Annotated in this window: 3 protein-coding genes and 1 pseudogene; all 4 read left to right on the top strand. The window is 55.4% G+C overall.

Annotated features, from left to right (window positions below):
* Window positions 1–63 precede the first annotated feature (63 nt).
* Window positions 64–11,628 (top strand): annotated as a pseudogene (locus ET33_RS01045) (amino acid adenylation domain-containing protein); the annotation flags it as partial.
* A 60-nt stretch (window positions 11,629–11,688) separates the two neighbouring features.
* Entirely contained in the window at window positions 11,689–19,563 is a 7,875-nt protein-coding gene (locus ET33_RS01040) for a non-ribosomal peptide synthetase (protein WP_036675332.1), read from the top strand.
* A gap of 149 nt (window positions 19,564–19,712) precedes the next feature.
* Window positions 19,713–22,451, top strand: coding sequence for a hypothetical protein (locus tag ET33_RS01035; protein ID WP_036675329.1), 2,739 nt, complete (start codon window positions 19,713–19,715; stop codon window positions 22,449–22,451).
* A gap of 85 nt (window positions 22,452–22,536) precedes the next feature.
* Window positions 22,537–23,055 carry a GrpB family protein gene (locus ET33_RS01030; RefSeq protein ID WP_036675326.1) on the top strand — a complete coding sequence of 173 codons (519 nt, stop codon included), beginning with the start codon at window positions 22,537–22,539 and terminating at the stop codon, window positions 23,053–23,055.
* Window positions 23,056–23,106 lie beyond the last annotated feature (51 nt).

Raw genomic sequence — 23,106 nt, 5'->3', positions numbered from 1 at the left:
GCCGGAATGGCGGCCCGCCCCTTGAACCCGGATTATATATGACGGAAAGAAAGAGAGAGTGAATTCATGAAAAAGAACAGGACATATTGGAGCGGCAGGTTTGATTCCGACGACAGCATCATTCACCTGCTGCCCGTTAAAGGTCCTCAGTTCAGCGCGCCCGAAGGAACGCTGCGCTCTTATTCTTATACATTTTCCGACGGGATGAGCCAAAGAATGAAGGCGATAGGAAACGGTTCGTCCATGCTCCTGTTTACCATTTTGTTGGCCGGGGTAGAATGCCTGCTTCATCAGTATACCCAGGAAGAACATATTGTTCTGGGCATGCCTGTAGTCGGGAAAGACGGCGCTCCTTTGCTGAATGAGCTGCTGCTTTTGAAGCATCGCATAACTGGCACAAGCGACTTCAAATCGCTTTTGGGGGAAATTCATTCGTCCGTCGGCGAAGCCGCCGCCCATCAGAACGTGCCTTTCCAGACGATGATCGGCCCATTGGATATCCAATACGATCCGAATGGCAGGTCGGTCGTCCATACAATGGTTTGTTTTAATGAAATCCATACCATGAGCTTCCTGGAAAACACAGCGGTCGATATCTTGTTTGCCTTCGAATCGGAACAGGACAGCATCGGTGTGAAGCTGATGTACAACGAACATTTGTACGATCCGGCATTTATCGAGCGTTTGGCCGAACACTTGACCCGGGTTTATTCCGTTGTCTTGTATCAGCCCGAGCACCGGATCGATCTCATCGATCTGCTGTCCGAGGCCGAAAAGACGCAGCTGTTGGTTGAATTCAACGATACCGCCCAAGACTATCCGCGCGAAAAAACGGTCCACCGGCTGTTCGAAGAACAGGCACAGCGGACGCCCGGGCATACCGCCGCCGTATGCGGGGACAGCCGATTGACCTATCGGGAGCTGAATGAGAAGGCCAACCGGCTGGCCTGGACGCTCCGGGAGAATGGAGTTCAGCCGGGCCATGTTGTCGGGATGATGACCGAGCCTACGCTAGAGATGGCCGTAGGCATACTCGGGATCTTGAAAGCCGGTGCGGCGTACGTGCCGATTGCTCCCGAGCTGCCGCAGGACCGCATCCGGCACATGCTGGAGGATTCGGGAGCACGGCTGCTGCTGACGCAGCGTCGACTGTCGGAACGGGCGGCTTTCGCGGAAAAGCGCCTCTATTTGGACGAAGCGGCCGCGTATTGCGACAGCGATTCGAATCCCGAGTCGGATACTGGCCCGGACGGACTGGCTTATATCATCTACACGTCGGGGACGACCGGGCTTCCGAAGGGCGTTCAGGTTACGCATCAAGGGGTAAGCAATTTCGTGTCTTACTTCGTTCAGGATGTGAAGCTTTCCGGCAGCGACAAGTCGGCTCTGACCTCTTCCTACTCCTTCGATTTATCGCTGACGTCGATTTTTCCCGTGCTGCTGTCGGGGGGCGAGCTTCATCTGCTGGGGAAAGAGCAGTACATGGAGCCCGAACTGCTGCTTCGCTATATTCGCGAGCATCGGATTACCTTCCTGAAAATGGCGCCGTCCCTGTTCAGCATGATCGTGAACAGCCCGGCGTTCGACAGCAACCGCGACGCTGAATCCGTGCGGATCATTGTGCTTGGTGGAGAAGAGTTCCGCTGCAGGGACGCTGCCGCTTATTTCGAACGGTACCCGTCCGTACAATTTATGAACAGCTACGGTCCTACGGAAACGACGATTTCTTGCGTCACTTATTTGCTGGACCAAACGCAGTTTGCGGAGTTTCAAGTGCGGCCGGCGATCGGAAAGCCGATTCCGAATACCAAGATTTATATTGTGGGCGAAGGAAACCGGCTGCAGCCGGTTGGGGTGCCGGGAGAAATTCTCATCGGCGGCGACGGCATCAGCCGCGGCTATATCGGGCTGCGTGAGCTGCAGCGGCAAAAATTCATCTCCAGCCCGTTTGCGGACGGCGAAACGCTGTACCGGACAGGGGATTTGGCCAGATGGCTGCCGGACGGAAACATCGAAATATTGGGCCGGATCGATCATCAGGTGAAAATCCGCGGCTACCGGATCGAATTGGGCGAAGTGGAAGCCCGGTTATCGGACATCGCCGGGGTGCAGGAAGCGGTCGTTATGGCTCGGGACGACGAAGCCGGGGAAAAGCTGCTGTGCGCCTATGTCGTGGCGGATCGCTCGATTCCCGCAGGAGAACTGCGGAATGAGCTTGCCGGAACATTGCCGGAGTACATGATTCCGTCGTTTTTCGTCCAGTTGGAAAAGCTGCCGCTGACGCCGAACGGCAAGATTGACCGCAAAGCGCTCCCGGCTCCCGAAACCGCGGCGCGGACCGGCACGGATTATGTCGCTCCCCGCACGCCGCTGGAAGCCGAGCTGACGGAGCTTTGGCAGGAAGTGCTCGGACTTCGTCAAGTCGGGGTAACGGACGATTTCTTTAAGATCGGCGGGCATTCGCTGCGGGCGATGACGCTGGTTTCGCGCATCTATAAGGAAATGCGGATCAACCTGCCGCTGCATGCGATTTTCCACAACCCCACGATTGCAGGCGTCGCGCAGGCGATCGAAGGGATGGAACAGACCGCGTATGCGGCGATTCCGCCGGTCGGGGAACGGGATTATTACCCGCTATCGTCCGCACAGAAACGTTTATATATTTTGAATCAAATCGAGGGTGCTCAGCTCACTTACAATATGCCCGGCATAAGAATGCTGGTCGGGCGGTTGGACCGCAAACGGTTGGAGGATGCGTTCCGGGCCTTGATTGAGCGCCACGAGACGCTGCGGACCGGGTTTGAGGTCTTCGACGGAGAGCCGGTGCAGCGGGTTTACCCGAGAGTGGATTTTGCGCTGGAGTACAGACAGGCGGACGAAGAAGAGGTCGACGGGATCATTCGCAGCTTCGTGCGCGAGTTCGACCTGCAGAAGCCGCCGCTTCTGCGGGTAGGACTGATCGGGCTTCGGGAGGACCGGCATATTTTATGCTTTGACATGCACCATATCGTCTCCGACGGCATCTCCATGAACGTGCTCATGAAGGAGTTCGCTCTGCTGTACGAAGAACAGGAGCCGGTACTGCCTGACATTCAATATAAGGATTACGCGGCGTGGCAGCAGGCGGAGCTGCAGAGCGAACGGATGAAAGCGCAGGAAGCGTACTGGCTGAACGTATTCCGCGGAGAAATTCAAGTGCTGGACATTCCGACGGATTATGCGCGGCCGGCGGAACGAAGCTACCTGGGAGAAACCTTCGAATTTGTCATCGACAAGCCGAGGCTGGAAGGGCTGAAGCAGCTTGCCGCCGAGACCGGGGCGACCTTGTACATGGTTTTATTGGCCGCTTATACCGTTTTGCTGCATAAATATACAGGGCAGACGGACATCGTCGTCGGCACTCCGATTGCCGGGAGACCGCATGCGGACCTTGAGCATCTGATCGGCATGTTCGCAGGTACGCTGGCGCTTCGCAACTACCCGGCCCCGGAAAAAACATTCCGCGACTACGTTCGGGAAGTAAAAGAGCACGCGCTGCACGCCTACGAAAATCAGGACTATCCGTTCGAGCAATTGGTGGAGAAGCTGAATGTCGCCAGAGATGCAAGCCGCAATCCGCTCTTCGACACGATGTTTATTCTGCAAAATGCGGAGGAACATAACGCCGGTATCGACGGTCTGGCCGTTGAGCCTTATCCCCGCAAGCATACGACCGCGAAGTTCGATTTGAGCTTTCATGCGTCTGAGGAGGCGCATCGTATCGTATGCAGCATCGAGTACGCGAGCGCGCTGTTCAAGCAAGAAACCGTCCTGCGGATGGCGCGGCATTTTACGCAGCTTCTTGACGGGATCGTTCGGGACTCGAATGGGGCGCTTTCGTCCATCGAAATCCTGACCGAGCAGGAAAGGGTGCAAATTGTAGAGGAGTTCAACGATACGGCATGGCCGTATCCTGCGGACATGACGATCCACGGGCTGTTCGAACAGGTGGCGGCCGGGATGCCGGAGCAGGAAGCGGTTGTGTTCGGGGATCAGCGGCTCACGTATAGCGAGCTGAACGAACGGGCGAATCGCCTGGCGCGCACGCTTCGAGCCAAGGGCGTGCAGGCCGAGCAACTGGTTGCGATTATGAGCGAGCGCTCGATCGAAATGATCGTCGCCGTGCTCGCCGTCATGAAGGCGGGCGGCGCATATGTGCCGGTCGACCCGGAATACCCAGAGAAACGCATCCGCTACATGCTCGAAGATTCCGGCGCACGGTTGCTGCTCGTCCAGTCGCATTTGCGGGATCGCGCAGCGTTTGACGGCGAAGTGCTCCTGCTGGACGATGATCAGACTTATAGCGACGACGGCTCGAATCTGGGGCTGGCTGTCGATCCGCAGCAGCTTGCGTATGTCATCTACACGTCGGGCACGACCGGGAATCCGAAAGGCGTGATGGTCGAGCACCAGGGCGTGTGCAACTTCAAGTTTTTCTGCGAGCATACTTTGCAGATCGGCAAGCAGGACCGCATCGTACAGTTTGCCAGCTTTTCGTTCGACGCGTCGTGCTCGGAAATCATCATGAGCTTATTTTTCGGGGCAACGCTGTATGTGCCGGACGCTTCGGTCATTTTGGATCATCATTTGTTCGAGAAGTACGTTCGGGACAACGGAATAACGGTGGCGACCTTGCCTCCGACCTATGCCGTGTACTTGAACCCGGCGCATGTTCCGAGCCTGAAAACGCTGATCACGGCCGGCTCCGCTTCCTCCGCCGAGCTGGTGGGGCAGTGGAAGGATCACGTACGCTATATCAACAATTACGGCCCGACGGAGGATTCTATCTGCTCGACCACTTGGGTCTATTCGCAGGACATGGCGATGGAAACATCGGTGCCGATCGGCCGTCCGATAGCCAACCATCAGATGTATATTCTCGATGCGCAGAACAGGCTGGCGCCCATTGGGGTGGCGGGAGAGCTTTGCGTGAGCGGGATCGGGCTGGCCCGGGGCTACCTGAATCGTCCCGAACTGACGGCGGAGAAATTCGTGCCGGTTCCGTTTGCGCCGGAGAAGCGGATGTACCGGACAGGAGACCTGGCGCGCTGGCTGCCGGACGGAAACATCGAATACTTGGGACGAATCGACCATCAGGTCAAAATCCGCGGCCACCGCATCGAGCTCGGCGAGGTGGAAGCTAAACTCCTGAAAGTCGAGTCCGTTCGCGAGGTCATTGTGATTGCGCGGGAAGGGGAAAGTGGGCAAGCGTCTTTATGCGCGTATTTTGTGGCGGATCGCGACCTGACGGCCAGCGAGCTTCGCGGGGCTCTGGCACAAGAGCTGCCGGGTTATATGATCCCATCCTACTTTGTACGGTTAGAGCAGATGCCGCTGACGCCGAACGGGAAGCCGGACCTTCATGCGCTGCCTGCTCCGGAGGAAGACATGCAGGGCGGAGTCGAATATGTGGCGCCCCGAACGCCGGCGGAGCAAACGTTAATCGAGATCTGGCAGACGGTGCTCGGTTCGAAGAGAATCGGCGCACTCGATAATTTCTTTGATCTGGGGGGCGACTCGATCAAGTCGATTCAGGTGTCTTCGAGGCTTCGCCAGGCAGGCTATAAGCTGGAAGTCAAAGATTTGTTCAAATACCAGACTGCGGCGGAGCTAAGCCCGCACCTTAAGCCGGTAAGCCGAACCGCGGATCAGGGAGAAGTAAAGGGCGAGTCGCCGTTGACGCCGATTCAACGCTGGTTCTTTATGCGTTCTTGCGAAGGGCCGGAGCCGGGCCAAGAGCAAGGCTCCGATGCGCTGCATCATTTCAACCAGGCCGTGATGGTATACCGCGAGCAGGGCTTCGACGAGATGGCGCTGCGCCAGGCGGTGAAGAAGATTACGGAGCATCACGATGCGCTGCGCATGATATTCCGGCAGACCGAAAACGTACCGGCATCGTGGAATCGGGGAACGGAGGAAGGCGAAGCGTACCGCCTGGACGTGTTCGACTTCCGAGAAATGGACGACTGCGCCACAGCAGTGGAAGCCCGCGCGAACAAAATCCAACGGAGTCTGGATATCGCCCGGGGCCCGCTCATGAAGCTGGGACTGTTTCACTGCCCCGACGGGGACCATTTGCTGATCGCCATTCATCATCTAGTTGTGGATGGAGTGTCCTGGAGAATTTTGGTTGAGGATTTGCAGTCGGGCTACGAGCAAGCGGCAAACGGCCAAGCGATCCGGCTCCCGGACAAAACCGATTCGTTCCTCGCTTGGGCGGAGCATCTGGCAAGCCATGCCGGCAGCCCGGCCATGGAGAACGAGCGCGCGTATTGGGAACGAGTCTGCCAAGAGGGCGGCACCCGGCTACCAAGGGATATGGAGCAGTCTCGCGCCTTTATGCACGATAACGAGTTCGTCCAGATCCGGTTGACCCCGGAGGAAACCGAACAACTGCTGACAAAAACGCATCGGGCCTACAACACGGAAATGAACGATCTGCTGCTGACGGCGTTGGGCATGGCGGTTCAGCGCTGGGCCGGAATCGACCGGATTTTAGTGGACCTGGAAGGACACGGAAGGGAACCTCTTTCGGCGGATATCGACATCACGCGCACCGTAGGGTGGTTTACAACCCAATATCCCGTATTGCTGGAGATGGGCGAGGATCAAGAGCTCGCTTCCCGGATCAAGCGGGTCAAGGAACATCTGCGCCGCATTCCGCATAAAGGCATCGGCTACGGCATTTTGAAATATATGTGCCCCGGCCCGGAGGGCGCTGCGCTGGATTCGGAACCGGAAATCGGGTTCAATTACCTCGGTCAATTCGATCAAGATTTGAAGAACACGGGACTGCGTCCGTCCCCTTATTCGAGCGGCGCTGCGATCAGCGGAAACATGGAAAGATTCCATTTGCTGGATGTGAACGGCTTGATCGCCGGCGGGCAATTGACGATGAGCATCAGCTATAGCGGCACCCAGTACAAGCGGGAAACGATGGAGCGGCTGGCTTTGCTGCTACAGACGAGTCTTCGGGAAGTGATCGCCCACTGCGCCAAGCAAGAAAGAACCGTGCTGACGCCGAGCGACATTTTGTTCAGGGATATGACGATAGACGAGCTGGACCGGCTGGCGGCGTCTATCCGGCACATGGGCGAAATCGAGAATGTGTACGCCTTAACGCCGATGCAGAAGGGAATGCTGTTCCACCGGTTTATGGATTCCGAATCGCACGCCTATTTCGAGCAAACGTCGTTTACCCTGCGGGGGAACCTGGATGTTGATGCCTTCAGGAAAAGCCTGGATACGTTTGTACAGCGGAATGAAGCGCTGCGGACGAACTTTTACAGCGGGTGGAAGCAGGAGCCGGTGCAGGTGGTCTTCCGCGGCCGGCGCGCAGGTTTCCGCTATGAGGATCTTCGCGCAATGACCGAGGCTGAAAGCGAAGACTATATCGCGGCCTTTATCCGGGACAACAAGGCGGCAGGGTTCGATCTGGAGAAAGACGAGCTCATGCGCGTAACGATTCTGCGCACCGGGGACGAGATCTACCGGTTTCTCTGGAGCTTCCATCATATCTTGATGGATGGCTGGTGCTTGTCGCTGGCTGCGAAAGAGGTGTTCGAAGCGTACTTCGCCTACCGGAAACGCCGTCAGCCCGATTTTGACGCGGCGGCGCCGTACAGCCGGTATATCGAGTGGCTGGACCGGCAGGACGGCGAAGCGGCCTCTGCATTTTGGGCCGACTATTTGGACGGATACGAACAGCAGACGGTGCTGTTGGGCGCCCAAGCTACGGAGGAAAAGAAGCCGGGTTACGTCTCGGAGAAAGTGGACTGCGTGCTGGCGAAAAATTTGACACGTCAAATCCAACAGACCGCGAAGCGGCATCAGGTGACGCTGAACACCTTGGTGCAAACGGCTTGGGGTGTGCTGCTGAAAACCTACAACGGCTCTCAGGACGTCGTCTTCGGAAGCGTCGTATCGGGAAGGCCGGCGGAGATTCCGGGGATCGAAACGATGATCGGCCTGTTTATCAATACCATTCCGGTGAGAATTCGCTGCCAAGAGGAGGATACGTTCGCTTCCTTGATGCAGCGCGTTCAGGAGCAGGCCTTGGCGGTCCAAGCCTACGACACGTATCCGCTCTATGACATTCAAGCGCAGAGCGGGCTCAAGCAGGGCTTGATCAATCATATTTTCGTATTCGAGAACTATCCCGTAGACCAGCAGATGAGACAGCTCGGAACAGGGGACGCCGCAGAGTTTGAGATCACGGATGTAAGCACCGAGGAGCAAACGAGCTATGACCTGAACGTAATTGTCGTTCCTGGTGACGAGCTCCGAATCCGGCTGGATTATAACGCTTTGGCTTACGACCGGACAAGCATGGAAAAAATCCGGGGGCATTTGCTGCGCGTCATGGAACAGATTGCCGACAATCCGCATATCGGCGTAAATGAACTCGACGTGCTAACCGAAGAGGAGAAGCTGCAAATTACCGGCGCGTTCAACGATACGGAAACGGATTATCCAAGAGAAAAGACGCTCCATCTCCTGTTCGAAGAGCAGGTGCGGAAAACGCCCGAGAAGACGGCGGTCGTCTTCGGGGAAAGCATCCTGACGTACCGGGAATTGAACGAACGGGCGAACAAGCTGGCGCGGACTTTGCGGAGCGAAGGCGTATGCCCGGATCAGCCCGTCGGCCTTATGGCCGAGCGTTCTCTGGAAATGATCGTCGGCATCCTCGGCATTCTGAAAGCCGGAGGCGCCTATGTGCCGATCGATCCGGAATATCCCGAAGAGCGTATCCGGTATATGCTGGAGGATTCGGGCGCGAAGCTGCTGCTTGTGCAGGACCGAAGCTCCCGGGGCGTCGAACGGATGGGCACCGATTTTGCGGGTAAAATCGTCGATTTGAGCCAAGACGATGTCTACGGCGACGACAGCTCGAATCCGGATGCCGCAGCTGGCCCGACGGATTTGGCTTATATCATGTATACGTCCGGGACGACGGGCAAGCCGAAGGGGGTCATGGTCGAGCACCGCAATGTGGTTCGTCTGGTGAAAAACACGAATTTCGTTGACCTCAATGAAGAGACGCGCATTTTGCAGACGGGCGCGGTGGCGTTTGATGCCTCCACGTTTGAAATCTGGGGAGCGCTGCTGAACGGAGGAGAGCTTTATCTCACGAGCCAGGACGTCATTCTGAACGCGGCGAAGTTGAAGCAGGCGATTCGGCAGTACGGCATTACGACCATGTGGCTGACTTCACCGCTCTTCAACCAGCTATCCCAGGAGGACAGTGGGCTGTTTGGCGGCTTGAAGACGCTGCTCGTTGGCGGGGACGCGCTGTCGGTGCCGCATATTAACCGGGTGCTGCGAGATCATCCGGGACTTTGCATCGTGAACGGCTATGGCCCGACGGAAAATACGACGTTCTCTACGACCTACGCGATTATCGGCGAGCAGACGGATACGGTGCCGATCGGCCGTCCGATCCGGAACTCGACCGCTTACGTGGTAGACAGCGCATTAAAGCTGCAGCCTATCGGCGCTTGGGGCGAGCTGATCGTCGGCGGAGATGGCGTGGCGCGGGGGTACTTGAACCGGCCGGAGCTGACGGCGGAGAAATTTATCGCCAGCCCGGTGCGGGCGGGGGAGCGCTGCTATCGGACGGGAGATCTGGTCCGCTGGCGCGCCGACGGCACGTTGGAATACAAAGGCCGGATGGACGGGCAGGTGAAAATCCGCGGTTACCGCATCGAGCTCGGCGAGGTGGAGGCCCGCCTTCTGAAGGTCCCATCCGTTGAAGCTGCGCTAGTCACCGTGCGCGAGGACGAAGCCGGACAGAAGCTATTGTGCGCCTACTATACCGCGGAGTGCCCTCTGCCCGCGGGCGAGCTGAGAAGCGCGCTGGCTGCGGTACTGCCCGGCTACATGATTCCGTCGTACTTCGTCCAGCTGGAGCAAATGCCGCTCACCTTGAACGGCAAGGTAGACCGCAACGCTTTACCAGCCCCGGCAGAGGCAGGGGGGCAGTCCGCAGCATCGCTTGAAGCACCGCGCACGGCGGCGGAAGCCCAACTGCTGCGGATTTGGCAGGACGTGCTCGGCACTCGAAGCATCGGCATCCATGACAACTTCTTTGAAATCGGAGGTCACTCTTTGCGGGCGACGACTTTGGCCGCCAAAATTCACAAAGAGCTGAATTGGAACCTATCGCTAAGAGACATTTTCCAATCGCCTACGATTGAAGGATTGGCGAAGGTGATCGAAGCGATGGAGCAGCAGGAGTTCGCAGCCATTCCGGTAGCGGAGAAGAAACCGTATTACCCTGTTTCTTCTGCACAAAAGCGGCTGTATCTTATTCAGCAAATGGAAGGAACGGAACTTATTTTCAATTTGCCGGGAATTATGAGCCTCGAAGGACCGCTGGAGCTGAAGCGTCTGGAAGAAGCCTTTCAAGCGCTGATCGCCCGACATGAGACGCTTCGTACCGGCTTCAGCCTGGAACGCGGCGAACCGGTTCAGCGGGTATATTCCGAAGTACCGTTCGCCGTGGAATACCGGCAGGCCAGCGAGAAGGAAGCCGATGAGATCGTTCGCAGCTTCGTAAGGCCGTTCGAGTTGGCCCAGCCGCCGCTTCTGCGCGTAGGACTGATCGAGCTTGAACCGGAACGCCACATCTTGCTGCTCGACATGCATCACATGATCTCCGACGGAGCCGCGATGGGCGTATTGGCGGATGAATTTTTCCGTTTGTACAAAGGAGAGGAACTCCAGCCGCTTCGCATTCAATACAAGGACTATGCGGTGTGGCAGCAATCTGAAGAGCAAATGCGGCGCAGAAAAGAGCAAGAAGCCTACTGGCTTCACGCATTGAGCGGAGACCTGCCCGTATTGGCGATGCCGACGAAATACGCAAGGCCGGCTGTCCGCAGTCATGAGGGGGAACTGTTCGAATTTGTCATCGACGGGCACACGAGCGAAGGTCTGCGGCAGCTTGCGTCAACGACGGGATCGACGCTCTATATGGTCCTGATGGCGGCTTATACGGTCTTACTGCACAAATACACGGGGCAGGGGGATATCATTGTAGGTACGCCGATTGCGGGAAGAGTGCATGCGGACCTCGAACCGCTGATCGGAATGTTCGTAAACATGCTTCCCATCCGTAGTTATCCCGCAGGCGGCAAGACCTTCCGGGACTATTTGGAAGAAATCAGGGAAACGACCTTGATGGCGTTTGAGAACCAGAGCTATCCGTTCGAGGAGATGGTGGAAAAGCTCCAAGTTCCGTACGATCCGAGCCGCAGCCCTTTATTCGATACGATGTTTGTCATGCAAAATACGGAAAAACGCGGCGTTCCGGATGAAGCTTTGCGGATTTTACCTTATGCCCGGCCTCATACGATGGCGAAGTACGATTTAACGCTGGAAGTCGTTTCGGCGGAAGCGGATATAAGGTGCCGATTTGAGTACTGCACCAAGCTGTTTGCGAAGAAGATGATCGACAATTTAGCCCATGATTTCATGAAGATCCTGTCGCGCATTGGCGAGCAGCCTCAAATCCGGTTGGGAGATATCGCCCTGCTTGAGAATGAACCGACAGATGAGGATGCGGACGTGTTTGAATTTGTGTTCTGATGGAACCCTTGTCGGGAGTCGCGGTATGGCAATCCGTACCGGGCTCCCGCAAGGATGCCGTTGAACGGATTACAACCGAATGGGGTGGCGAAATTGAACGTGTTATATGAAAAGGAAGCCGTTTTTTGGAAAGGACGATTTGATGCCGCAGATAGTCTTACCGTGCTGCCGTACAGCAGCTCGTCAAACCATTTTTCCGAAAATCCGCATTCCTGCGATAGTCTTCTTTCCTCCGAAGTGTCTCAAAAAATCGTTTCTATGGCGAAGGGACTGCCAAGAGCCGTATTTATGATTTTGCTGGCCGGGGTAGAGTGTCTGCTTACCAAATATACGAATTCGGAAACGATCGTCATCGGAATGCCTGTCGTCGTAAAAGCGAATCAAACGCGGCAGCCGGTTAGCGATATCGTGCTTTTAAAAGATCATATCGGTGCGGAAAGCACGTTTAAATCTTTGTTGAATCAGGTCAAAACGTCTTTGAACGACGCGATCCTGCATCAGGACATCCCGTTTCAGATCCTGGACGAGCATCTGCGGTTACAGCACGATTCCAAGGGGCTGCCGGTTGTCCATACGTTGATCTCATTCCAGGAATTGCATGGGGACGAAACGGCCGACAGCGTCGTATCCGATCTCCACTTTCAATTTTTCAGGGAGCAGGATGCCATCCGTTTGAAGCTGGTGTATAACGAATGCCGCTACACCCGGGAATTCATCGTTCAGATCGCTGGCCATTTGAACCGGATGTTGGCCGGAGCGTTGCTCCAGCCCGACCTTCCTGTGCGGCACATCGACCTTTTATCCGAGTCCGAGACAATGCGGCTGCTCACCGGATTCAACGATACGCAGGCGGACTATCCACGGGAAAAAACGATCCACGGGCTGTTCGAAGAGCAGGCGGAGCGGACGCCGGAGCGCATCGCGGCGGTATGCGGAGAAAGCGGGCTCACGTACAAGGAATTGAACGAACGGGCGAACCGGCTCGCACGGATGCTGCGTGCCGAAGGGGTGCAGCCGGAGCAATTGGTCGGTCTTATGGTCGAGCGTTCCTTGGAAATGATCGTCGGGATTCTCGGGATTTTAAAAGCGGGCGGTGCGTATGTGCCGATCGATCCGGAGTATCCCGAGGAGCGCATCGGGTACATTTTGGAGGATTCGGGCGCGAAGCTGCTGCTCACGCAAAGCCATTTACGGGAGCGCGTCTCTTTTGCCGGCAAGCTCGTCGATCTGAACGATCCGCAAGCATATGCCGAAGACGGTTCGAATCCGGGATGGCCCGTGCAGCCGAAGGACCTGGTCTATCTCATTTACACCTCGGGCACGACGGGGCTGCCGAAAGGGACCATGATCACGCAGCAAGGCTTGGTCAACTATATCTGGTGGGCCAAGGACGTGTATGTCGCCGGCGAAAAGCTCGACTTCCCGCTGTACTCGTCGATTTCCTTCGATTTGACGGTAACGTCGGTGTTCACTCCGTTAATTATTGGAAATACGATCCGCATTTACGACGGAGAGGACAAGGTGGCGCTCATTCAGCGTATCGTCGAAGAAAATGAAGTGGATATCCTCAAGCTGACGCCGACGCATCTCAGCCTAATCAAAGAGATGAAGCTGCCAAGCGGATCAAGAATCCGGAAATTCATTGTGGGCGGCGAAAATCTCAGCACGAATCTGGCGAAAAGCATCATGGAGCAGTTTAACGGGCAAGTGCAAATTTTCAACGAATACGGTCCGACCGAAACGGTCGTCGGCTGCATGATTTACTTGTACGATCCCGTGAGAGACACGCGCGAATCGGTGCCGATTGGTGTGCCTGCGGCCAATGTGAGCATTTATTTGCTCGACAAGCAGCGCAACCCTGTGCCGCCAGGCGTGCCGGGCGAAATGTACATTGCCGGGGACGGTGTGGCCCGAGGCTATTTGAACCGTCCCGAGCTGACGACAGAGAAATTCGTGGACAATCCGTTCGAACCCGGAGAGCGGATGTACCGAACAGGCGACCTGGCGCGCTGGATGCCGGACGGGAATATCGAATACCTGGGCCGGATCGACCATCAGGTGAAAATCCGCGGTTACCGGATCGAGCTGGGAGAAGTGGAAGCCCAGCTTATGAAGACGGCCTCCGTCAAAGAAGCGGTAGTGATCGCGCGGGAGGACAAGAGCGGACAGAAGCAGCTCTGCGCCTACTTCACGGCAGACACGGAACTCGTACCGAGAGAACTGAGAGAGGCGTTTGCGGCAGAGCTGCCGGGCTACATGATTCCGTCGTATTTCGTGCAGCTGGAGCGGATGCCGCTATCGCCCAACGGCAAGATCGACCGCAAAGCACTGCCTGCTCCGGAGGGAAGCCGTCAGTCGGAAGCGGCGTATGTGCCTCCCCGGACCTCGATAGAACAAGCCCTCGTCTCTGTATGGGAGACGGTGCTGGGCACGAAACCGATCGGGACGCTGGATAATTTTTTCAGCCTTGGCGGCGACTCCATTAAATCGATCCAAGTCTCCTCCAGAATGTACCAGGCCGGTTACAGGCTTGAAATTAAAGATATATTTAAATACCCGACCGCGGCCGAATTGAGTCTGCATGTCCAACCCGTCAGCAGAACCGCCGATCAGGGCGAAGTGGAAGGCAGCTCGGGACTTACGCCCATTCAACACTGGTTTTTGGGGCAGGCGACGGCCGATCCGCACCATTATAATCAAGCGGTGATGCTGTTCCGGGAAGAGGGCTTCGATGAAACGGCGCTCCGGAGGACGATGCGGGCAATTGCCGAGCATCATGACGCACTCCGCATGGTCTTCAGGCGGACGGATGGCGGGTATAGCGCTTGGAACCGGGGAGTGGACGAAGGCGAATTGTACAGCCTGCAAGTTTACGATTTCAGGGAACGGACCGATTGCGCCGCCGCGGTCGAAGCCAAAGCGGGAGAGATTCAGGGCAGCATCGATCTGGAGAACGGCCCGTTGATGAAGCTCGGACTATTCCGCTGCCCGGACGGGGATCATCTGCTGATCGCCATTCACCATCTTGTGGTGGACGGGGTCTCTTGGCGGATCCTGTTCGAAGATATCGCGGCAGGCTACGATCAGGCTGTGAACGGCCGGGCGGTCCGCCTTCCATATAAGACGGATTCGTTTCGCACATGGACGCAGCATTTGGCAGACTATGCGGCCAGCCCGGCCATGGAGAAGGAACGGGAATATTGGGAGCGCGCCGAGCAAGCCGATTGCAGGCGGCTGCCTCTGGATCAAGAGCAGAGCCGCGCACAGATACGGGACAGCGAATCTATCAAGGTACGATGGACCCGGGAGGAAACGGAGCTGCTGCAAAAATCGGCCCATCGCGCCTACAACACGGAAATGAACGACCTGCTGCTCACGGCGCTTGGCATGGCGCTCCACCGCTGGGCCTCAATGGATCGGGTAGTGGTCAATCTGGAAGGGCACGGAAGGGAAGCTATCGTCCAGGACAACGATATTACCCGCACCGTAGGCTGGTTTACGAGCCAGTACCCCATCATCCTGGAGATGGAAGAGAGAGAGACGCTGTCCAGCCGGATCAAACGGACGAAAGAAAATCTGCGCCGGATTCCCAACAAAGGGATCGGGTACGGCATCCTCCGTTATTTGTCCGGCTCGGAGAGCCTGGCCTTAAGCGGTGAGCCGGAAATTTCATTTAACTACTTGGGTCAGTTCGATCAGGATATTCAAAACAATGCGATGCGCCTCTCGCCCTATTCCAGCGGTGTGTCCATAAGCGAAAACGCCTTAAGATGCTATGTGCTCGAGATCAACGGCATGATCGCGGGCGGGGAACTGGAGCTGACGCTGAGCTACAGCGGCGGGCAATATCGGAAGGAAACGATGAAACGATTGGCCGGGCTGCTTCAGCGGAGTCTGCAAGAAGTGATCGCCCACTGCGCCGCAAAGGAGCTGCCCGAGCTAACGCCGAGCGACGTTCTTCTGCGCGGGCTGACGATCGGGGAGCTGGAGCAATTAACGGCACAAACGGCTCATATCGGCGAGCTCGAAAATGTGTACATGCTCACGCCGATGCAAAAAGGTATGCTCTTTCACAGCCTGCTGGACCCGCGCTCGGAAGCCTACTTCGAACAAACGTCGTTCACGCTTCACGGAAGTCTGGATATGGACGCTTTTTGGCAAAGCCTAGATGCTTTAGTGCGGCGTCACGCCGTTTTGCGGACGAACTTTTACAGCGGCTGGAAGGACCAGCCTCTGCAAATCGTTTCCCGCTGGAAAACAAGCGAGCAGCACTATGAAGACCTCCGTACGATGAGCGAGGCCGAGCAAAGCAACTATGCGGACGCTCTGAAAGATAAGGATAAGCTTAGAGGGTTTAATCTGGAGCAAGACGCGCTGCTGCGGGTAACGATTCTTCGCACCGGGGAGCAATCGTACCGGTTTTTGTGGAGCTTTCATCATATCGTCATGGACGGCTGGTGTTTGGCGCTTGTCGCCCAGGAAGTGTTCCAAGCCTACTTTGCGGCCCTGGCGGGAAAACAGCCCGAGCTTGCCGCCGTTTCGCCATACAGCCGCTATATGGAATGGCTCGACGACCAGGACGCCGAAGAGGCCTCCGGCTATTGGAACCGCTACTTGGCTGGGTACGATCAGCCGGCGCTGCTCCCGCAAGCAGGGAGAACGCCGCATCAGACAGGAGAGTATGCGCCAAGGAAGCTGGACTGCGCCATTGGAAAAAAATTAACGCGCCAGATTCAACAGACCGCCAAGCAGCACCAAGTAACCGTGAATACTTTGATGCAGACGGCGTGGGGTGTTTTGCTGCAAAAGTATAACCGGACGACCGACGTCGTTTTTGGCAGCGTCGTATCGGGGAGACCGGCAGAAATTCCGGGCATTGAAACGATGATCGGATTGTTTATCAATACGATCCCGGTGCGAATCCGCTGCGAAGCGGAAGAGAGCTTTGCCTCCGCGATGAGAAAGGTACAGGATCAAGCTCTGGCTTCCCAAGCCTACGATACGTATCCTCTCTACGAGATTCAAACGCAAAGCGAGCTGAAGCAAGGGCTGATCGGTCACCTTATGGTGTTCGAAAACTATCCTATGGAGCAAAAGATGGAAGAGGCTGGAAGCGGCGAATCGTCGGGCTTCGAGATTTCGGATGTCAGTTGGCACGAACAAACGAATTACGATTTTAATCTAATTGTCGGGCCTGGCGAGGAGATGCTGCTTCGTTTCGAATTCAATGCGAGCGTATATGACCAGGCGATGGTGGAACGGATCCGGGGGCATCTGATTCGCGTATTGGAACAGATTGCGGCTGATCCACAGATTCGCGTTAGCGAGCTGAATTTGCTGACCCAGGAAGAGCAGACGCAGATTCAAGTCCAGTTCAACGATACGAAGGCGGACTATCCGCGGGAAAAAACGATCCACGCGCTGTTCGAGGAACAGGCGGAGCGGACGCCGGACCGGACGGCGGTCCTGTTCGAAAGCAGCCGACTGACGTACGGCGAGTTGAACGATCGGGCGAACCGGCTGGCCCGGACGCTGCGGGCCAAAGGGGTTGAGGCCGATACGCTGGTCGGCATCATGACGGATCGCTCGCTGGAGATGATCGTCGGTATGCTCGCGATCCTGAAAGCCGGCGGCGCGTACGTGCCGATCGATCCGAAGTATCCGGAGGAGCGCATCCGCTACATGCTGGAGGACAGCGGAGCGAAGCTGCTGCTGACACAAAGCTGGCAGCAGGCCAAAGCGGCGGAGTTCCACGGCGTGGTACTGTGCCTGGACGAAGCGTGGTCGTATGAGGGCCCGGCGGAGGACGGCGCGAACCTGGAGCCGGTGTCCACGGCCAATAATCTGGCGTACCTGATCTATACGTCGGGGACGACGGGCCAGCCGAAAGGGGTCATGATCGAGCAGCGCAGCGTGGTGAACTTTACGCTGAGCTTGTTCGAGCCGATCTATGCGGCGCATCCAGAATACCGGAACATGGCGCAGCTGGCGCCGTACGTGTTCGACATGTCGGTGAAGCCGATCTATGGGGCGCTGCTGCTGGGCTTGTCGCTGCACATCGTGCCGGAAGAGACGCGGATGGACGGGGAAAAGCTGCTGAAGTTTTTCCGGGAGCACGCCATCGACATCACGGATGCGACGCCGACGTATTTGGCGATTCTGATGCAGGCAGCCAGCGTTAACGGCGGTGGTGAGGTCGGAGCGAAGCACTATGTAATCGGCGGCGAGGCGCTGACGACGAAGGTCGTGAAGTCGTTCTGGTCGACGTTCGGCGAACAGGTGAAGCTCACGAACGTGTACGGACCGACGGAGTGCACGGTCGACTCGACGATCTACGAGGTGGAGCCGCAGCGTATCGTCGAACTGGCGGACACGGTGCCGATCGGGCGGCCGCTGCCGAACCAGAAGATTTGGATTCTCGACGGCCAGCAGCGGCTTGTGCCGATCGGCGTAGCGGGCGAGCTGCACATCAGCGGAGCTGGCGTAGCGCGCGGCTACAACCGGAGACCGGAGCTGACGGCGGAGAAGTTCGTGCCAAATCCGTACGAGAATGGCGGACGGATGTACAAGACAGGCGACTTGGCCCGCTGGCTGCCGGACGGCACGATCGAATATATGGGCCGGATCGACCATCAGGTGAAAATCCGCGGCTACCGGATCGAGCTGGGAGAAGTGGAAGCCCAGCTTATGAAGATGCCCTCCGTCAAAGAAGCGGTAGTGACCGCCTGGGAGGACGAAAGCGGTCAGAAGCAGCTCTGCGCCTATTTCACGGCGGAAACGGAGCTCGCACCGAGAGAATTGAGGGAACCGCTAGCGGCAGAGCTGCCGGGCTACATGATCCCGTCGTATTTCATCCAGCTTGAGCGGATGCCGCTGACGGCCAACGGCAAGACCGACCGCAAGGCGCTGCCGGCTCCGACGGAAAGCTTGCGGTTCAATGCGAAATATGTCGCGCCTCGAACCCCGCTCGAACTTCAGTTGGCGCAAATCTGGCAGAACGTGCTCGGAGTGGAACGCATCGGGGCGCACGATAACTTTTTCGAATTGGGCGGGCACTCGATTAAAGTGCTGCAATTGGTGCAAAATCTGTATACGCAAATGGGGATTGAACTGCCGCTACAGCGGGTGTTTCAAGTGCCGGTGCTGGAGGAAATGGCGCGCGAGCTGTTAACCTACCGGTTGGAGCAGGACGAAGGCCAAGGGATCTTCCAACTGAACCGCAACGGCAGCCTCACCATATTTTGTTTTCCTCCGGCGGCGGGATACGGCATGGTCTATTACGAGCTGGCCAAACGGCTGGAGAACCATTGCGTGCTGTACGGCATCAATTTTATGGACAATAGCCCGACCTACGAAGACATGCTGGAGCGGTATGCCGATCGAATTGTCAGCATTCAAGAACAGCAGCCCTATGTATTCCTCGGCTATTCTGTGGGCGGATGTCTGGCCTTTGAAGTGGCGAAAGTTATGGAGAAGAGAGGCTACGCCGTATCAGATATCATCATGCTTGATTCCGCGCTTAGAACGCACAGCACAGACCTCGCTGCAGACATCCTGGAACAACAGGTAAACGGATTGCTGGAGAACGCGGCCGATCCGTACAAGCAGTTCCTGGCTGTACCGCAGATGAGAGAAAAAATAAGAAACAAAATGCTTACTTATCTGAAATACAGCAATCAGCTTGTTAACACGGGCGTCGTGCAAGCGAATATCCACGGACTTGCCGCCGGCGGGACGGAAGCTGGGAAAGCCTCGACGGGCGATAAATTAATGTGGAGTCACGGAACCGCAACCAAGTATACGGAATATGAAGCGATTGGAAATCATCAGGAAGTGCTCGAACCCGGGTTTATCGACGAGAACTCCGAAGCGATTCTGCAGATTGTAACCAAGATCGTGAAGCACAGCATAGATGCTCAAGCCGTTTATTCTTAATTAGCTTACAATCGTATGAAAGTTAAAAAGAAAAAGCAGCTGTCACAGGATTTCCTGCGATAGTTGCTTTTTGTCTTTACTAGGAAAATAAAGGGATTCGTTCAAATGCAGCGAATTATGATCATAACTACGTTCCGGAGGAGAAGACAATGTGGCAGCTTACACGTAACCAAGCGGGGTCAAGCGCAGCAAGGGCAGCCCGTCCGGAGGCACGGCATACGCACTCGCAGCCGGCAGTTCCCGTTTCAGTGGCTGCTCTGCTGCAGATGCAGAAGCAGGTGGGGAACCGGGCCGTGACCCGGCTGGTCCGTCAGTTCAAGTCGGCAGCGGGTGCTGCCGTACAGCGAAAATTTGCCGATCCTGTCCTGAACATGAGCGCGGATAATGCTTCGGAATGGAAAACGTACTTGGACGTCAAATTTGCGACGGGAAATCATCAGTTTACCGCACAGAACGATCTGGTCGTTATGAACAACTCCTTAACCATGCATTATTTGAAGCTTGAGGAGTTAGGACATAAAGATGCCACCCTGCAGCTGCTGCAAAAGCTTGTCGACTCCAGCAAGGACGCAGAAGGCGATCGGGCAAAGGTCGGCCATCAGCACGAGCTGGTCAAATCCGGCGGAGAGCGACTGCGGTTTCAGCATCATCTGATGACAGAGGTCGACGAGCTTCTTGCGTTAATGAGCAATGGCACCAAAGTTAGCACCATGCTGTCCGGCTCGTCCACCCCGCTGGAGGACCGGATGCGTCTGTTCGATATAGTTAACGACAAAGAAAAGATGACCTTAAAAATAAAAGCGCTCGATTATGCAGCCGCCCGTACGGATGTTACTGATGCCCGGCTGCTTGCCAACCATTACAGCTTCTACATAGCTAACAATCCGGAGGGGAAGCTGGCCGACAGTATCGTCGAACAGAACTATGCATCGCGTGCCGGCGCTTTACAGGACACGCAATCCAAACAGACCGTGCCAGGACTGGACCCGGAGGATAAGGGGGAAACGGAAAAAAAGCTAAAGGCGGCGGCAAGTACGCTAACCTTCGAGAGCGAGGCAGCCGCGCTGTCCCATGCCGAGAAGCACCCTTTTACCAATCCGGACATCGGTACGTATTTGAAATGGGCCCGGCTTACGATTGAGAAAGGCTATGCCGACAAAATCGAACGGAATCAGTTGAATAACGGCTATTCCGTACATTTTACGTTTGATTCGCACGTGACCATTGTCCGCGTCGATCAAGCGGGGGAGGCGTTTATTTCCACGTACATCCCCAAGGAAGATACCCACCTGCCTCCTATGGATGAAGCGGCGGAAAGTATAGCCGAGCACATGAAACACCGGTTGAACAACGTACCTGCTGTCGCGCCTGTCGGTAGAAATGGAAGAACGCCATCCAGCCCCGCCAAAACCATTGAAGCTTTGTATGCAAAAGAGGCCGTTGTGAATGATAACGTGCTTGCAGCTACGCCATGGGAGTTAAAAGCGGCGAAAACAATGACCAAGAACAAAGCGGAGTTCGAAATAGTAAATAAAAATACCGCAATCACGAACAAATATCTGGTTACTTGCGAGATTGCCTCCGCCAATCATACCCAGGTCACACCAAATACATCAATCAGCATTACCTTTGATGCTGCGCAAATATTCAATAAAGAAGACTTCGTGAGTCGTTTTTGCATCGAATTGGAGGCTGGCTGCCGTCAGCTGAAGTTGTTGGCCCCCAGCGACTTTTCCCCGGCATTATTCGAACATATGGCGGACATGGCGGACCGTGTCAGAGGGCTGCAAAACCAGAAGGAGGGTGCCTATAAGAATTGGAACGAAACGGAAAAGAAGAGGGATCAGGCTCAGCAAAAAGAAAAATTCCTGATTGATCTGGATCAGGCTGTTTCCACCAATGCCGCCAATTGGAAGGTTTTGCTGGGGGAGGCGAAGCAACTGTTCGGCTCAGAGCTGCAACTCAGCAACGACAAGCCGGTAAATCTACCTGCGCTGGTAAGCAAATACCAGAAAGAGGCTGGGACCTATGGGAAAAAGCTGTCGAATCTGAGCAAACAGCATACCGAAAAAGGCACTGAGTTCGACGACGCTGTATACGATTTGCGCACGGTACTGCAGAAGCTGACCGTAGATCCGACAAATGTAGAGAAATACGTTGCCGAGATGAAGACCTATGTGGATACGAAGGTAACGGGTCTGCTGCCGCAGGAGGCATCTAAACTTCTCCGCCTGCGGGACGAGCTTGAGTCGGCCTCACTTCTGTATAAGTATACTACCGATCCGAAGGGCTTCCCCAAGATACAGCAAAAACACAGCAGCGTAACGGATACGGACATTACGGCCGACCTAATTCAGCACTTGATTTCCGTCAAAGCGCCCGATCCGAAAAGCTTTGTTAACAGCGGAGTAAGCGGTGGACACCTGGAAAGCGCCTTGATGGAATTTGAGCAGCGAAATCCGACTTATCATTTCGAGCTTTACAAGGAAAAACAAATCAATTCGGATTTGAAGCTTAAGGCTTACGAGCAGTATAGATGGATCGATACGTCAAAGAACGCTCCCGATCCGTCAGATTTGACGGATTTGGCGAATACGCTCAAATGGGAGAAGTGCCAGGTGAAGAAAACGGTCGCCGACAATCTTGTTGGGTATTTGCAGCAGGGAGAGGACGCTTTCCATCGTTGGAAAAAGGCTGGACATTTTGATCCGAATGGAGCCTCATCGCAGCGCATAGGCCGAGAAATGTATGAAAACGCGCCTAACGGTACGATTGCGGCCGTGTCGGAAGATAAGTTAGAATTCGGCGGTTTCATACAAAATGATCCCCGAAAAAGCAGATGGGTTCTTACGACCTTGGTTCCGCATATTGATACGATTTTGAATTGACACCGTTCCCCAATTTTTGTATATTGATGTAATGCCCTCAACGGATTGCAAGGTGAATATACGAAATGCGAAAAGAGGCGAGCCTATGAATATCACTGTTGTGGAACACAATCCGAATTGGAAAGAAGAGTATCTGAAGGAAGAACGCGAAATTAAAGAAATTCTTCAGGATGAATTAGTGAATTGCTTTCACATTGGCAGTACTTCCGTTCCTGGTCTGAAAGCGAAACCCATTATTGATATCCTGCTTGTAGTTCATGACATCAACGAATTGGATAATTATTCCATGCAATTTGAAAAGCTCGGCTACGAAGTGATGGGCGAGTTCGGTATTTGCGGCAGAAGATACTTCCGTAAAGGGGGAAGCAACCGAACACATCATATTCACTCTTTTCAGTATGACAATGTCCAAGAAATCGAGCGACATCTATCGTTTAGAGACTACCTTTGCCATCATCCCGAAATTGCGAAGGACTATGGCGAATTAAAAAGTGAATTAGCCAAAAAATATCCAAATGACATAGAGCGTTACGGCGACGGAAAAGACGATTTTGTGAAAAACGTAGAAAAGCAAGCCTTGATTTGGCATTGGACTGCCCGCTAATTCAAAATAGCTGTTGAGAACGTCTCGACAGCTATTTTTATATCCATAAAC

The sequence above is a fragment of the Paenibacillus tyrphae genome, from assembly GCF_000722545.1.
Classification (GTDB): Bacteria; Bacillota; Bacilli; order Paenibacillales; family NBRC-103111; genus Paenibacillus_G; species Paenibacillus_G tyrfis.
Note: the sequence above shows the minus strand (reverse complement) of the source record. Positions and strands in the feature narration are given on the sequence as shown.